The organism is Ruegeria arenilitoris, from assembly GCF_013031355.1.
Lineage (GTDB): Bacteria > Pseudomonadota > Alphaproteobacteria > Rhodobacterales > Rhodobacteraceae > Ruegeria > Ruegeria arenilitoris_C.
In genome coordinates this window covers 214,071-228,472 of record NZ_WPZO01000001.1, presented here as the reverse complement: position 1 = coordinate 228,472, position 14,402 = coordinate 214,071, and the positions used below count along the sequence as shown (strand labels likewise).

Sequence of the window (14,402 nt, the reverse complement as noted above, 5' to 3'; positions counted from 1 at the left end):
CATGACCCGGGCCAAGCTTCACCGCAGACTGATCGGTACCGCCCTATGCGCGGCCCTGCTGGTCGGCTGTACCCCAGTTGGCCCGGACTTCGTGCGCCCCAATTCTCCGGTCGTGAAGGAATGGATCGAGGTAAACAGCCCCAGCGCCGGACCCAGCGGCCTGACATCGCGCAGCGCGCCGGTGGTGAAATGGTGGGAAACGTTCAACGATCCCACCCTGAACAAGCTGATTGCCGAGGCCTATGCCCAGAACCTTGATCTGCAAGTGGCCGGCGCCCGTGTCCTACAGGCCCGTGCGCAGTTGGGGATCGCATTCGGAGAGCTGTATCCGCAATCGCAGGCCATCGGCGGGTCGATCGAGCGACGGCAGATCAGCGATAATCTTAGGCCAGTTTCCGATATCCAACGGATCATTCCTCTGGATACCGAGTTTTCGACCTCACAAGTCGGGTTCGATGCGCAATGGGAGCTGGACGTTTGGGGCCAGCAGCGCCGCGGCGTTCAGGCGGCGCGGTCCAATCTGGCGCTCCAGGTGGCCAACTACGACGACGCACTTGTAACGCTAACCGGGGATGTTGCGGCGCTGTATGTGAATATCCGCGCACTGCAGGAATCTTTGAGGGTCGCGCGCGAGAACATTCAGCTGCAACAGGCTTCTGCGGACCTGACAGAATTGCGTTTCAACAACGGTGTGACGACCGAATTAGACGTGCAGGAATCCACCGCCCTGCTGAACAACACCAAGGCCCTGGTGCCCGAGATCGAAAGCGACATTCAGCAGGCCAAGAATGCGCTGGCCGTGTTGCTGGGTAACACACCGTCGCGGATGACCAGCCTGCTGGGCAATTCCGGTCGCATCCCCTCGGCCCGTTCCAACGTGGCCGTTGGTGTTCCGGCAGAATTGTTGCGCCGCCGTCCGGATGTGCGTGCAGCCGAACTGGCGGCGGCCACGCAATCGGCGCAGGTGGGGATCGCAATGGCCGATCTCTATCCGCAGTTCATTCTGTCGGGGTCCATCGGCTTGCAAGCCTCAGGCGGGCGGGATTTGTTTTCTTCGGCCAGCACAACCAGTCTGGCCAATGCCGGAGTGGTCTGGAACGTGCTGAACTATGGCCGGATCAAAAACAACGTTCGCGCTCAGGACGCGGCCTATCAGGCGCTGATCGCCAACTACCAGAACACCGTTCTTACCGCCTATTCCGAGGTTGAAAGTGCGATGGTTGCCTATGCCCAATCCCGCAAACAGGTTGGGTTTTATGAGAACAGCGTCGCTGCGTCCCGCAAGGCGGCTGAGATTGCAGTTGACCAATACCGCGACGGCATTGCCGACTACTCCCGTATTCTGAACACGCAGACCGCGTTGCTACGGTCACAGGCCAACCTGATCGAGGCGCGGCAGCAGGTGTCCAGCAATCTGGTGGCGGTCTACAAAGGTTTGGGCGGCGGCTGGCAAATCCGTCAGAATCATGAATTCCTGCCCGAAACCGTGCTGGCCGAAATGGCCTATCGCACCGATTGGGGCGACCTGCTGCAGGAAACCCCAACCGGCGCCAGCCTGAACTAAGGTCTACTTGGTCAGGCCACGCAGACCGCCGGATATCAGGATATTCACTTCATACAGGATGCGCGGTGCTGCGAAGCCACCGGGGCTGGCCAGATAGTTCGGGCTCCATTCCGGGTCGAACTTTTGTTTGAACGACCGCAGCCCTTCGAAGTGATAGAACTGCTCGCCGTGTTCATAGACGAATCCGCCGACGCGGTTCCAGAATGAGGCCAACTGCCGGTTCTCGATCCCCGAAAACGGCGCAGCCCCCAGCGAGAACCAGTGGAACCCCTGCTCTGCGCCCCAGGACATCATCTCGGCAAACAAAGCGTCCATGATGAAATTCGAACCGTCCGGCTCGTACCGCATCAGGTCCAGAGACAGTTCGGACTTGTTTCCGCCTTGGAACAGATTGGCAAAGGCGACGATCTGGCCTGTATCGCCCTTCCGAAGCACGGCATGATCAAAATAATACAGGTATTTTTCATCAAACCCACCGAGGGCAAACCCCTTCTCTTCGCCCGCCTTTTGCTGAAGCCAGTCATCAGAGATTTTGCGAAGTTCAGGCAATACCGGGGCCAGTTTCTCTTTCGGGATGACCTCAAACACATAGCCTTCACGCTCGGCCCGGTTCTTGGCCTGCCGGAACCGCTTGCGAGACTTGCCATCCAGCGAGAAGTCTTTCAGCGGCACCCGTGCAACCTCACCGATTTTCAGGATCGAAAGGCCAAGGTCCAGGAAGGTCGGCAGGTACTTGGTGGACACGCTATAAAACGCGCATAGCTTGCCTTCCCGATCAGCCATTTCGCGCAGTTGCCAGATCAGTTGCTGACCGGCTTTTTCGTCTCCAACCGGCTCACCTTTGGTGATCAGCGCGTTGCCGGTATCGGCATAGGCCAGAAACGCGCTTTCATCCGGTGCGATCAGGAACTGCTTGTCTCCGGTCAGTGAAATCTGCGCCTCGGTATCTTCGCTTTCCAGCGCGAGGCGTTCCACGGCCGGAGGAATCTCGGTGCGCTGCAACTGGGGAATTTCCCGCCCGAACAGCGAGTTAATAGCCACCACACCTAGAATGACTGCCACCACGAGGCTGGACCGTAAAAAGCGCGAGGCGTCGCCGTTCCACGCGAATTCCCACCAAAGAGCGTTCTGATATTCGACATGCGAATAGGCGAATAGCCCGATCCAGAAGATGACCGCCAGCAAAGCGAAGACACTGACCAGCCACGGGATGTTCAGGCGAAAGATTGAAGCCCCGCTGACACGATAGAACGCCCCCCGGAACGTGGCCAGCACGGCGATGGACGCCAACATGCCTATCGCCTCATGCGTATCCAGCCCCTTGGTCAGCGAAGCGACAAACCCCGCCACCATAAGCAACATCGCTACGATCCACGCGCGATAGAGTTTGCGGAACAGCCCGCGCGACACAAGGATCAGCAGCACTCCAACCGCACTGCCCGCCAGGTGCGAGGCCTCGACAAAAGACAAAGGCAGGAAATCCCGCAACACGCCGAGGTTCTGCGTGCTGGACGGCAAGGCGCCCGAGACCAGCAGAATTATCCCTGCCACCGCAGTCACGCCTGCGGCCACCATCGGGACAATCGGGCGGATCGCACGATAGACCCAGGTCGCCGCGCCGCTGATATGGTGGCGATGCGTCAGCGCCGAGGCGACTGCGATTGAAAGGCTGGCGATGACGAAGGGCAAGAAGGTGTAAACCAGCCGATACAGCAGCAAGGCCGCGATCACGTCTGAGCGGCCCGAAGCGCCCAGACCGGCGATCAGCGTCGCCTCGAATGCGCCGATCCCGCCCGGGGCATGGCTGACGATACCAACGGCAATCGCACCGATATAGATCGTGAAGAAATAGGGATAGCCGACCCCAAGGTCATCGGGCATCAGCGTGTAAAGCACCATCGAGGCGCCAAACAGGTCTCCGATCGCGGCCAGAGTCAGCAAGCCAGCCAGCTTGCCACCGGGCAGGTTGAACCCAAGCCCGCCATAAGCCAGCTTGCGGCCACCTTTCGCAAGCCAGATATACAAGACTGCGAGGGCGGCAAGCATGCACAACCCGATCACTGTTTCCGTGGTGTCACTGATAGGCAGAACGTTGGAAATACCGTCGGGATGCAGGGTCAGCAGTAAGCCCAGCAACAGAACCAGCCCTGACCAGAATGCGATCCAAGAGGTCGCGATGACACCGGCGACCCGGCTCAGGTCCAGCCCAAGCGAGGCATAGATGCGATACCGGATTGCCGTGCCGGTGATGTAGGAAAACCCAAGGCAATTGGATACAGCATAACCGCTGGCCCCGGCCAAGCCTGCGACCGGCAGGGGTACCTCGCCATCCGCCACACTCTGCACGGCGAAAACGTCATACATGGACAAAGAAAGAAAGCTGAAACAGGTCCAGCAGAAGGCGACGAACATCAGCTTCCACGAGGTGTTCGCCACATCCGTCTGCACGTCGCCCCATTTCACGTGATGAGACAGCTCATGCAACACCACCAGTGCGATCAGGGTAACCAGAACCGGCACCGCAATCCTGACCAGCGGTTTTTCGAGAAATCCGGTAGCCCGCTCAGCCCAGCGTACGGCCCAGAGTTCTTTGCCTGTCTCCTGCGTGGTCATGGTTTTTCCCTGCTCTGAGGTGCTGCAATGATCCCGCGCGCGGATCGGCCGCGCGAGGGAACTCTTACACATTTTCCTTGAACCTCAAAGCACTATGGGCGACTCAAACACGACCCTTGCGCGTGGACAGCAACAGGTTGGTCTCGGACTTGGTGATCCCCTCCATCCGCCGGATCTGAAACAGAACTTCGTCCAGCTCGGCCAGAGTCTCGGTTCCGATTTCGGCGATCAGGTCCCAGCTGCCATTGGTCGTATGCACGGCGCGGACCTGACGCAGGGCGGCGATGCGGGCCATCGTGCGCTCGGTGCCACGTCCTTCGATTTCCAGCATCATCAATCCGCGCACCGGGCTTTCGGCCACGTCCTGCCGGGTGAGGACGGTAAAGCCCACGATCTCACCCGATTGCTTCAGGCGTTGTAAGCGGCTGCGCACCGTCGTGCGGGTGACCCCAAGGGTTTCGGCCAGCTCGGACAGCGACGCCCGTGCGTCCCGGTGTAGGGCATTCAGCAATCTGCTATCCAAATCGTCCATAATTACTTTCCACTTCGATCGCGCGAGTTTCATTTTGAACAATTTGATCTCTTCTCGCAACCCAGCCCGCAGCTCTAAATAGTCATATGGACAACAAACACGTAATATTGGTCGGCGCCCCGATGGACGCAGGTAAGCGGCGTCAGGGCTGCCGGATGGGGCCGGATGCCTATCGCGTGGCGGGTCTGGATCAGGCCTTGACCGATCTGGGGCACCGGGTCACCGATCTTGGCGACATCAACCCAGACGAAACGGACACCCCTGAACACACACATCTGTTCGCCCTGCCCGAGGTGATCGGATGGACCAGCGCTTTGAGCCGCACGGCACAGGATATAGCGCCAAACGGCCTGCCGATCTTCATGGGCGGCGATCATGCCCTATCGATGGGAACCGTGGCCGGCATGGCCGCACATGCGGAACAGATCGGACGCCCCCTGTTCGTGCTCTGGCTGGACGCCCATAGTGACTTTCATACGCCAGACAGCACCGGCAGCGGCAATCTGCATGGTACACCGGTGGCGTACTTCACCGGCCAGCCGGGATTTGACGCCTTCCCACCGGTGCCCGCCCCAGTACCGACCGACCGCGTTGGCATGATCGGCCTGCGTTCCGTCGATCCTGCCGAGCGCGCACGGCTGGAACAGGACCGCGCCATGCTGGCCGATATGCGCAGCATCGATGAGCACGGGATCAAAGCGCCGCTGATGGCGTTTCTGGATCGGGTTCGGGCGGCCGATGGCATTCTGCATGTCTCTCTGGACGTCGATTTCCTCGATCCATCCATCGCCCCCGCGGTTGGCACCACCGTCCCCGGTGGTGCGACCGAGCGCGAGGCGCATCTGGTGATGGAACTGCTTCACGAAAGCGGCCTCGTCTGTTCCCTGGATCTGGTCGAGCTGAACCCGTTCCTCGATGAACGCGGCCGCACCGCAAAACTGATGGTCGACCTGGCCGCCTCATTGCTGGGCCGCCGCATATTCGACCGCCCAACCCGGAGTTTCTGATGCAATCTCTGCAAGCCCCTTCAGCCGTCGTGATGATCCGGCCCCATGCGTTTACCTCGAACCCCGAGACACAGGGTGACAACGCGTTCCAGACACTCGCCACGCACACGGCGACACCCTCTGACGCTGCGCGCGCGGAACATGACAAAGCGGTCGCTCAATTGCGTGACGCCGGTGTGAGGGTTCACGTCTTTGACGATCACGGCGATCTGGACACGCCTGACAGCGTATTCCCGAACAACTGGTTCTCGACCCATCCCGGCGGGCATGTTGCGATTTATCCGATGTTTGTTCCGTCACGTCGACGCGAGCGCCGGGCGGATGTCATCGAAGTGCTGAAACAGGAATACCGCGTTCAGGACGTGATCGATTATTCCGGTCTGGAACAAGACAAACTGGCGCTGGAAGGTACCGGCGCTATGGTCTTGGATCACATCGGCCGCGTGGCCTATACGGTCAAGTCCAACCGCGCCGATCCCGTGTTGCTGGAGCGTTTCTGCACCCATTTCAACTATGAGCCCATCGTGTTCGAGGCGAAGGATGCAGAGGGGCGCGATGTTTATCACACCAACGTCCTGATGGGCATCGGCACCAACTATGCGCTGATTTGCCTGGACATGATCACCGACCTAGAACGCCGTGCGACGGTCAAGGCGCGACTTGAGGAAAGCGGTCGTACCGTCATTGATCTGAGCCACGAACAGATCGCCGAGTTTGCCGGCAACGCCATCGAACTCAGCGGTCGTGACGGTCTGGTACTGGCGCTGTCCAGCCGGGCGCTTGCCGCGCTGACGCCTAAACAAATCACCACAATCGAGGCCAGCGCCACGCCGCTGCCGCTCTCGGTGCCGACAATTGAAACTGCCGGTGGATCCGTGCGCTGCATGATTGCGGGCATCCACCTGTCCCGCCGATAGGAGACCCCGATGCAACCTTCAGACAAGGCGCTTGTGCCCTTCGTGTCCGTCGACAACATGATGCGTCTGGTGCATCACGTCGGGGTCGAAAAAATGATCACCCAGATCGCGGCCCAAATCGAATCCGACTTCAAACGTTGGGAGAGCTTTGACAAGACCCCGCGCATCCCGGCCCACTCGCCGCATGGCGTGATCGAACTGATGCCGACCTCGGATGGTGAGGCTTACGGGTTCAAATACGTCAACGGCCACCCCAAGAACACGTCTGAGGGGCTGCAGACCGTGACCGCCTTTGGCCTGCTTGCGGATGTCTATACCGGTTACCCCACCCTGCTGACCGAGATGACTATGCTGACCGCGCTGCGAACAGCCGCAACCTCGGCGCTGGTTGGCAGCTATCTGGCGCCGAAGTCCTCAACGGTCATGGCAATGATCGGCAACGGCGCGCAGTCGGAGTTCCAGTGTCTGGCCTTCAAGGCGATGTGCGGGATCACCACCGTGCGCCTCTATGACACCGACAGCAATGCGACCAAGAAATGTGCCGCCAACCTGCAAGGAACTGGCCTGACCGTTGTGCCTTGCTCGACCCCCGAAGAGGCTATCGAGGGCGCGCATATCATCACCACCTGCACGGCCGACAAGAAGTATGCCACGATCCTGACCGACAACATGGTTGGCCCCGGCGTGCACATAAACGCCATCGGCGGCGATTGCCCGGGCAAGACGGAACTGCACCGCGATATCCTTCTGCGCTCGGACATCTTCGTGGAATACCCCGAACAGACGCGGATCGAAGGTGAGATTCAGGCGCTGGAAGACGATCACCCAGTGACCGAAATGTGGCAGGTCATGACCGGACAGGCCGAGGGTCGCCGCGACGATCGGCAGATCACCTTGTTCGACAGCGTGGGCTTTGCGATCGAGGACTTCTCGGCTCTGCGTTACATAAAGACCGCTATCGAAGGCACTGACTTCTTTGAACCTTTGGACATGTTGGCAGACCCGGATGACCCGCGCGATCTGTATGGGATGCTGATGCGGGCAAGCTAAAGAACCTGCAAATAGCATTACCTCGCCCCCGGTTAACCCCGGGGGCTTTTTCTATCCGGCCAGGGACGGCAGGTAGAGAACGATGCTTGGGAACGCCACAAGCAGCGCGATGGTGACGCCATCTGCGATGAAGAACGGGGTCACACCCTTGAAAACATCCTGAACGCTGAGATCGGGGCGCACCCCTGCCACCACGAAACAGTTCAGACCGATGGGCGGCGTGATCAGACAGAACTCCGCCATTTTCACGACCAGAATGCCGAACCAGATCGCACACATTGGGCCGGACATTCCGAACGTGCTCTCTGCCGCGCTGACTGCCTCGCCTCCGTTCAGGGCCATCACCGCCGGATAAACCACAGGCAATGTCAGCAGCAGCATCCCGATGGCATCCATGAACATGCCTAGCACCGCATAGGCCAGAAGGATGCAGATCAGGATCAACATCGGTGACATTTCCAATGAGGTGATCCAATCCGAAAACGCCCCCGGCAGGTCGGCAAACCCCAAAAACCGCACGTAGATCAGCACACCCCAGATGATCGAGAAGATCATCGCGGTCAACTTGGCGGTTTCCAACAGCGCCGACTTCAGTTCTTTCCAACGCATCCCGTGGAACAGAGCAAAACAGAAGACGATGAAGGCCCCGATGGCGCCGCCTTCCGTTGGGGTGCCCCACGCCCTTTCGCCGAACGGGTTATAGACAAAGCAGATGATGATCAGGATCACGGCCACAATGGGAAAGGCTCCGGGCAACGCAGTGAAGCGTTGTTTCCAAGTAAAGCCTGTAACCGGGGGGCCAACGCTTTTGAAGAATACGGCGATACCAACGATCAGCAGCCCGTAGATCACCGCCGAAAATGCGCCCGGAATGAAACCGGCCAATAACAACTTGCCCACGTCCTGCTCAACGATGATGGCGTAAATCACCAGGATGGCCGACGGTGGGATCAGCGAGGCCAGGGTGCCTCCGGCGGCGACAACCCCGGCAGCGAATTGTTTGTTGTACCCGACGCTCAGCATTTCGGGGATAGCGATCCGGGCGAAAACGGCCGAGGTGGCAACCGACGCGCCCGACACAGCGGCAAACCCGGCAGTAGCAAACACGGTCGACACCGCCAGCCCACCCGGCACCCACGCCACCCAGCGTTTGGCTGCTTCGAACAGCGCGCGAGTTAGGCCTGCGTAATAGGCTAAATAGCCAATCAGAATGAAGGTCGGGATCAGGCTGAGTGTATGGGCGGCCACTTTGGAATGCGGCACCTGCCCCGCGATCTTCACGGATACCGTCAGCGCCTTGCCAAATCGGCTGGGGTCGTACCCGGACTTGGCCCAGAAAATCCAGATCAACCCCACCAACCCCGCAAGACCCGCAGCAAAGGCCACGCGCATTCCCGTGACGACCAAAAGCAGCAGGCCTCCCGAGACCCAGAGGCCGATTTCTATCGAGTCCATGCGCTAGTCCTGCCCTTCGAATTGCTCGGCCTCGGCAGCGGCCTGGGCGGCGGCGTCCTGGATCAGAGGTACCGCCACCGGATGTTCCAGCCCCAGTACAAAAGCGCGGCCATAGCCCCAGACTTGCAGTGCCAATCGGGTGCACAGAACCGAAAATGCAATCGGAACCAATAGCTTGGCAGGCCACAACGGAATATTGATGTCGATCGAACTGTCTAGGCTCCACCTTGGTGCGTCAAAACTGAAGGAGCGAAGGAAATGGGACCAACTGCCCCAGACCAGCGCCAACATCAGCGCCAGGATCAGGATCACCGAGATCAGTTCGAACAGCCACAGCGCCCGGCCATGCAGGCGCGAGATGACGATGTCCATGCGGATATGACCACCGCTGCGCTGCACGTAGGAAATGCCCAGAAAGGCGATCAGAGGCATGGCCTGTTCGATCCAGTCCACGTAACCCGGCAACGGCGCATTGATCGCGTTCCGGCCGCTGACCGAGACCACGGCCAGCACCATCAGCCCGAATACGGCCAAACCGCTGATCAGTGCCAGAAACTGCTCTAACTTTAATAGATAACGGTCCAGCCGACTGAGACGGCTGCCGTCCTCAAGCACCGTGGCCTGTCCTGCCATTCCGGTGATCCCCTGTATTTTGATTGGTGTCCGGGTGCCCGGTCAGGCACCCGGAACGGGCAATCAGTTGCCGCCGCGTTGCTGCTTCAGCGTTGTCTGGACCAGATCATAAAGATCCTGCGCCGGAAAACCCTGAGCGGTCATGTCCGCGATCCACTGTTCACGGATCGGATCAGCGGCCTTGGCGCGGAACTCTTCGAGCACGGCATCGTCGATCTCGACCTTTTGGACGCCCTTTTCTTCCAGAACACTGTCCCATTTCTCAAGCAGCCCGCCGTAATTGGCGAGGTAGTGATCAATCGCTTCGCTGATCGAGCTGTTCAGCGCCTCTTTGTGTTCTGCAGGAAGCGCCTCATAGGCTTCGATATTGACCACAACCGGGCAGTTGACAGTGCCGGGGTTCAGGTTGGCGGTCCACCAGTCGGCCTCGTTGATTGTGCCAAAAGACAGGTGCGCGTGCTGGGCGAAGGCCACTGTATCGACAACACCCGACTCCATCGCGTTGAAGGCTTCAGTCGCGGGAACCGAAGTCGGCACCCCTCCGACTGCTTCGAACGCCTGCCCCAGACCACCGGTCGCACGCACGCGCATCCCGTCAAATTCGGCCAGTTCATCGCGCGGTTCACCAGTGCCAACGATATTGTACTGCGGCATGGGCGAAGTCATGATAATGCGCGCGTTCCACTTCGCCATCTCATCCTTGACCGCCGGGTGATCATAGACGGCGTGGCTGACGGCCACCTCTTCCTCCAGAGTGTTCACACCTAGAAACGGCAGTTCCAGCACGGTGATGGCGCGGTTCTTGTCACGGTGATAACCAGCACAAAACTGGGCCATCTCGAATGCGCCGATCTCGATCCCGTCCAGATTTTCCTTGGGTTTGGACAGGCCGCCATAGCTGACATTGATGGTGAACTCGCCACCGGTCTTTTCACTGACCAGCTCAGCCAGCTTTTCCACATGTTCGGTAAAGGCGCGCCGCTTGCCCCAGACAGAGGCGTTCCATTCGGTTGCTGCGGCCTCGGTGACGAATGCAACACCCAAGGCGGCGACGGCAGCGCCGCTCAAATAATTTTTCATGATGAGTTCTCCCTTTGTTGCGCTTCTTGTTCAAGCGCTTGAGATTCAAGCTAGCGCCAACATCGAAATGTGCCAACCCCGGACAGGCCGCCGCAAGGGGGACCGCCAGCGCTAACAACCAAAAGATGAATTGAATGATCGGAAAATACCGAAACAACCCCGTCGACACACGAAGGATATCATTAACACACAATCATTTGTTTTATTTATACTTTCGACGAAATATACAGTTTCCTTTACTACTTTACCAGCGTTGGTAAAATTTGTTTACAAACAAATGCTGGGATTTCGGTAATTTATTTCATTGTTTTCAGTTCTCCGTATTATCCATGTCGGGGAGGAAACGGATCGACAGCGCTCGTCGGGCGGGCAATATCGGTCCAGAAATTTCAGTCCAGAGGGAGGAGCCTCAGTATGACAACCGCTGCCCAGGCAGATGCCAACGTCTATCCGCCGTCCGCCGAGACCGTTGCGCGTGCACATGTCGATGCCGACAAGTACAACGAAATGTACAAGGCCTCGATTGAAGATCCCGTCGCGTTCTGGGGTGAGCAAGGTAAGCGGATCGACTGGATCAAGCCGTACACCCAGGTCAAGGATGTCAGCTATGACTTTGGGTCGGTCAATATCAACTGGTACGCCGACGGCACGCTAAACGTTTCCGCCAACTGCCTGGACCGCCATCTGAAAACGCGCGGTGACCAGACCGCAATCATCTGGGAGCCTGATGATCCGTCTGAAGCGGCACAGCACATCACCTATGCCGAACTGCACCGCCGCACCTGCCGCATGGCCAACATCCTGGAGTCGATGGGTGTGCGTAAAGGTGACCGCGTCGTCATCTATCTGCCGATGATCCCCGAAGCGGCCTATGCGATGCTGGCCTGTGCCCGTATCGGTGCGATCCACTCGATCGTGTTCGCCGGTTTCTCTCCTGACGCTCTGGCAGCCCGTGTGAACGGAAGCGACGCTAAGGTTATCATCACAGCCGACGAAGCACCGCGTGGTGGACGTAAAACCCCGCTGAAATCCAACGCGGATGCTGCGCTGCTGCACTGCAAGGACACGGTTAAATGTCTGGTCGTCAAGCGGACGGGCGGTCAAACCACCTGGGTTTCGGGCCGGGACTACGATTATAACGAAATGGCTCTCGAGGCGGATGACTATTGCGCACCCGCCGAGATGAGCGCCGAAGATCCGCTGTTCATCCTTTATACGTCGGGTTCGACCGGTCAGCCAAAAGGTGTTGTTCACACCACCGGTGGTTATCTGGTCTATGCTGCGCTGACCCACGAAATCACGTTCGACTACCACGAAGGTGACGTGTACTGGTGTACTGCGGACGTGGGCTGGGTCACCGGCCACAGCTATATCGTCTATGGCCCGCTAGCCAACGGCGCAACCTCGGTCATGTTCGAAGGTGTTCCGACCTACCCCGATGCGGGTCGTTTCTGGGAAGTCTGCGCCAAGCACAAGGTCAACCAGTTCTACACCGCTCCGACCGCCATTCGCGCCCTGATGGGTCAAGGCAACGAGTTCGTCGAAAAGCACGACCTCAGCGACCTGCGCCTGCTGGGCACCGTCGGTGAACCGATCAACCCGGAAGCCTGGAACTGGTACAACGAGGTCATCGGTAAAGGCAAATGCCCAATCGTTGACACCTGGTGGCAAACCGAAACCGGCGGTCATCTGATGACTCCCCTGCCCGGCGCACACGCTATGAAACCCGGTGCGGCCATGAAGCCTTTCTTTGGCATCGAGCCCGTGGTTCTTGACCCGCAATCCGGTGTTGAAATCAACGGCAATGGTGTCGAAGGTGTTCTGTGCATCAAGGACAGTTGGCCGGGCCAAATGCGGACCGTCTGGGGTGATCATGAACGGTTCGAGAAGACCTATTTCTCGGACTACAAAGGCTACTACTTCACCGGCGACGGTTGCCGTCGTGATGAGGATGGCGATTACTGGATCACCGGCCGTGTCGATGACGTGATCAACGTCTCGGGTCACCGTATGGGCACCGCCGAGGTCGAAAGCGCGCTGGTCGCCCACGCCGCCGTGGCAGAGGCCGCCGTGGTGGGCTATCCCCATGAAATCAAAGGGCAAGGCATCTATTGCTATGTCACTCTGATGAATGACCGCGAGCCCTCCGACGATCTGCTGAAAGAACTGCGCACCTGGGTCCGGACCGAGATTGGCCCGATCGCCTCACCGGATGTAATCCAGTGGGCCCCCGGCCTGCCCAAAACCCGTTCGGGCAAGATCATGCGCCGTATCCTGCGCAAGATCGCCGAGAACGACTTTGGTTCGCTGGGTGACACCTCGACCCTGGCCGATCCGTCAGTGGTTGATGACCTGATTGCAAACCGCGCGAACAAGTGAGGATGTGATGGACGCTGCCGCTACCACTACCCCCGCCGTTCTGATCCTTCTCGGCCCTCCGGGCGCCGGGAAGGGTACGCAAGCGCGTATGCTGGAAGACAACTTCGGGCTGGTTCAACTCAGCACTGGTGATCTGCTGCGCGAAGCCGTTGCTGCAGGCACCGAGGCTGGTCTGGCCGCCAAGGTCGTCATGGAGGCCGGTGATCTGGTCAGCGACGAGATCGTCATCGCCATCCTGCGCGACCGTATGGCCCAACCGGACTGCGCCAAGGGCGTCATTCTGGACGGCTTCCCCCGCACCACGGTTCAGGCCGAGGCGCTGGATGGCCTCCTGGGATCTGCCGGTCAAAAGATCAGCGCCGCGATCAGCCTCGAGGTTCAGGACGCCGAAATGGTGATCCGCATCTCGGGCCGTTACACCTGCGCCGGCTGCGGTGAAGGCTATCACGATCAGTTCAAGCAGCCTGCCGAGGACGGCAAGTGCGACAAGTGTGGCCACACCGAATTCAAGCGCCGCGCCGATGACAACGCGGAAACCGTGGCCTCGCGCCTTGCCGCGTATCACGCGCAGACGGCGCCGCTGATTGATTATTATCAGGCCCAAGGCGTGCTGAAAGGCATCGACGCCATGGGTCAGATCGATGACATCGCCAACGACCTGCAAGGGCTCGTGCGCGAGGTCGTGAATTAAGGGGAGGAGATAAGCCCCCGCGGCTTTGATCCTACAACGGAATACTTCAAAGGACCCGCCTTGGCGGACCGGTGGAGTTTTGCCTGACGCCAACCCGGTGTTCGGCACAATCGAGAAGCGGCCCGACGCGCTGGAGGAGTTGGGTGACGGGCCGCCCAACGAGGAAGCAAGGAGGAACCCGCAATGGCGGATAATTCTACAAACTCCGCGCAGGCTGCCGAGTCCGATAAGGGCTATTGGCAGGCCAACCTGCGCCTCATCTACATCAGCCTCATCATCTGGGCGCTGGTGTCGTTTGGATTCGGCATTCTGCTGCGTCCGCTACTGTCGGGCATCGCCGTAGGCGGAACCGATCTGGGCTTTTGGTTCGCTCAGCAGGGATCGATTCTGGTCTTTCTGGTGCTGATCTTCAACTACGCCTGGCGCATGAACAAGCTGGACGCCGAATACGGCGTAGACGAAGAGTAAGGGAGAGCGGGGA

General features: G+C 59.3%; 12 protein-coding genes. 7 read left to right on the top strand and 5 right to left on the bottom strand.

Annotated elements, in window-relative coordinates; all coding sequences use genetic code 11:
- Window position 1: 1 nt before the first annotated feature.
- On the top strand, window positions 2-1,564 hold the full coding sequence (locus tag GOX63_RS01110) for an efflux transporter outer membrane subunit (RefSeq protein WP_170544547.1): 1,563 nt from the start codon (window positions 2-4) through the stop codon (window positions 1,562-1,564).
- A 3-nt stretch (window positions 1,565-1,567) separates the two neighbouring features.
- Here GOX63_RS01110 and mprF read toward each other — a convergent pair whose 3' ends face one another.
- Window positions 1,568-4,177: a bifunctional lysylphosphatidylglycerol flippase/synthetase MprF gene (mprF, locus tag GOX63_RS01105; protein WP_170324646.1), complete on the bottom strand. Its 2,610-nt coding sequence runs from the start codon at window positions 4,175-4,177 to the stop codon at window positions 1,568-1,570.
- Window positions 4,178-4,280: 103 nt separating this feature from the next.
- The gene (locus GOX63_RS01100) at window positions 4,281-4,709 is read right to left on the bottom strand and encodes an Lrp/AsnC family transcriptional regulator (protein WP_170324645.1); all 429 of its coding nucleotides are present in this window, start codon (window positions 4,707-4,709) and stop codon (window positions 4,281-4,283) included.
- Window positions 4,710-4,795: 86 nt separating this feature from the next.
- Between GOX63_RS01100 and rocF the strand changes: the two genes are divergently transcribed.
- From rocF to GOX63_RS01085, 3 genes are read left to right on the top strand one after another with little or no spacing between them, the layout of a single operon-like run.
- Window positions 4,796-5,716 carry an arginase gene (gene rocF / locus GOX63_RS01095; RefSeq protein WP_170324644.1) on the top strand — a complete coding sequence of 307 codons (921 nt, stop codon included), beginning with the start codon at window positions 4,796-4,798 and terminating at the stop codon, window positions 5,714-5,716.
- The gene (ctlX, locus tag GOX63_RS01090) at window positions 5,716-6,633 is read left to right on the top strand and encodes a citrulline utilization hydrolase CtlX (protein WP_170324643.1); all 918 of its coding nucleotides are present in this window, start codon (window positions 5,716-5,718) and stop codon (window positions 6,631-6,633) included. The genes rocF and ctlX overlap by 1 nt, the downstream gene beginning before the upstream one ends.
- Before the next feature lie 9 nt (window positions 6,634-6,642).
- A complete protein-coding gene (locus tag GOX63_RS01085; RefSeq protein WP_170324642.1) occupies window positions 6,643-7,683 on the top strand; it encodes an ornithine cyclodeaminase in 1,041 nt (346 codons plus the stop codon).
- Between the two features lie 51 nt (window positions 7,684-7,734).
- Here GOX63_RS01085 and GOX63_RS01080 read toward each other — a convergent pair whose 3' ends face one another.
- The 3 genes from GOX63_RS01080 to GOX63_RS01070 form a co-directional block, all read right to left on the bottom strand.
- Window positions 7,735-9,138 (bottom strand): TRAP transporter large permease, encoded by a 1,404-nt coding sequence (locus GOX63_RS01080; protein WP_170324641.1) that lies wholly within the window; start codon window positions 9,136-9,138, stop codon window positions 7,735-7,737.
- Between the two features lie 3 nt (window positions 9,139-9,141).
- Window positions 9,142-9,771 carry a TRAP transporter small permease subunit gene (locus tag GOX63_RS01075; protein ID WP_170324640.1) on the bottom strand — a complete coding sequence of 210 codons (630 nt, stop codon included), beginning with the start codon at window positions 9,769-9,771 and terminating at the stop codon, window positions 9,142-9,144.
- A 63-nt stretch (window positions 9,772-9,834) separates the two neighbouring features.
- Window positions 9,835-10,851, bottom strand: a complete 1,017-nt coding sequence (locus GOX63_RS01070) for a C4-dicarboxylate TRAP transporter substrate-binding protein (RefSeq protein WP_170324639.1) — start codon at window positions 10,849-10,851, stop codon at window positions 9,835-9,837.
- A 414-nt stretch (window positions 10,852-11,265) separates the two neighbouring features.
- On the opposite strand from GOX63_RS01070, the gene acs reads away from it, so the two are divergent.
- The 3 genes from acs (at window position 11,266) to GOX63_RS01055 (ending at window position 14,389) form a co-directional block, all read left to right on the top strand.
- The gene (gene acs / locus GOX63_RS01065) at window positions 11,266-13,230 is read left to right on the top strand and encodes an acetate--CoA ligase (RefSeq protein ID WP_170324638.1); all 1,965 of its coding nucleotides are present in this window, start codon (window positions 11,266-11,268) and stop codon (window positions 13,228-13,230) included.
- Window positions 13,231-13,237: 7 nt separating this feature from the next.
- The gene (locus GOX63_RS01060) at window positions 13,238-13,921 is read left to right on the top strand and encodes an adenylate kinase (protein ID WP_170324637.1); all 684 of its coding nucleotides are present in this window, start codon (window positions 13,238-13,240) and stop codon (window positions 13,919-13,921) included.
- Window positions 13,922-14,104: 183 nt separating this feature from the next.
- Window positions 14,105-14,389, top strand: coding sequence for a DUF4212 domain-containing protein (locus GOX63_RS01055; RefSeq protein ID WP_170324636.1), 285 nt, complete (start codon window positions 14,105-14,107; stop codon window positions 14,387-14,389).
- The last annotated feature ends 13 nt before the right edge of the window (window positions 14,390-14,402 follow it).

Coding starts and splice junctions, on each gene's coding strand:
- GOX63_RS01110 (WP_170544547.1), top strand. CDS start 2: ATGACCCGGGCCAAGCTTCACCGCAGACTGATCGGTACCGCCCTATGC.
- mprF (WP_170324646.1), bottom strand. CDS start 4,177: ATGACCACGCAGGAGACAGGCAAAGAACTCTGGGCCGTACGCTGGGCT.
- GOX63_RS01100 (WP_170324645.1), bottom strand. CDS start 4,709: ATGGACGATTTGGATAGCAGATTGCTGAATGCCCTACACCGGGACGCA.
- rocF (WP_170324644.1), top strand. CDS start 4,796: ATGGACAACAAACACGTAATATTGGTCGGCGCCCCGATGGACGCAGGT.
- ctlX (WP_170324643.1), top strand. CDS start 5,716: ATGCAATCTCTGCAAGCCCCTTCAGCCGTCGTGATGATCCGGCCCCAT.
- GOX63_RS01085 (WP_170324642.1), top strand. CDS start 6,643: ATGCAACCTTCAGACAAGGCGCTTGTGCCCTTCGTGTCCGTCGACAAC.
- GOX63_RS01080 (WP_170324641.1), bottom strand. CDS start 9,138: ATGGACTCGATAGAAATCGGCCTCTGGGTCTCGGGAGGCCTGCTGCTT.
- GOX63_RS01075 (WP_170324640.1), bottom strand. CDS start 9,771: ATGGCAGGACAGGCCACGGTGCTTGAGGACGGCAGCCGTCTCAGTCGG.
- GOX63_RS01070 (WP_170324639.1), bottom strand. CDS start 10,851: ATGAAAAATTATTTGAGCGGCGCTGCCGTCGCCGCCTTGGGTGTTGCA.
- acs (WP_170324638.1), top strand. CDS start 11,266: ATGACAACCGCTGCCCAGGCAGATGCCAACGTCTATCCGCCGTCCGCC.
- GOX63_RS01060 (WP_170324637.1), top strand. CDS start 13,238: ATGGACGCTGCCGCTACCACTACCCCCGCCGTTCTGATCCTTCTCGGC.
- GOX63_RS01055 (WP_170324636.1), top strand. CDS start 14,105: ATGGCGGATAATTCTACAAACTCCGCGCAGGCTGCCGAGTCCGATAAG.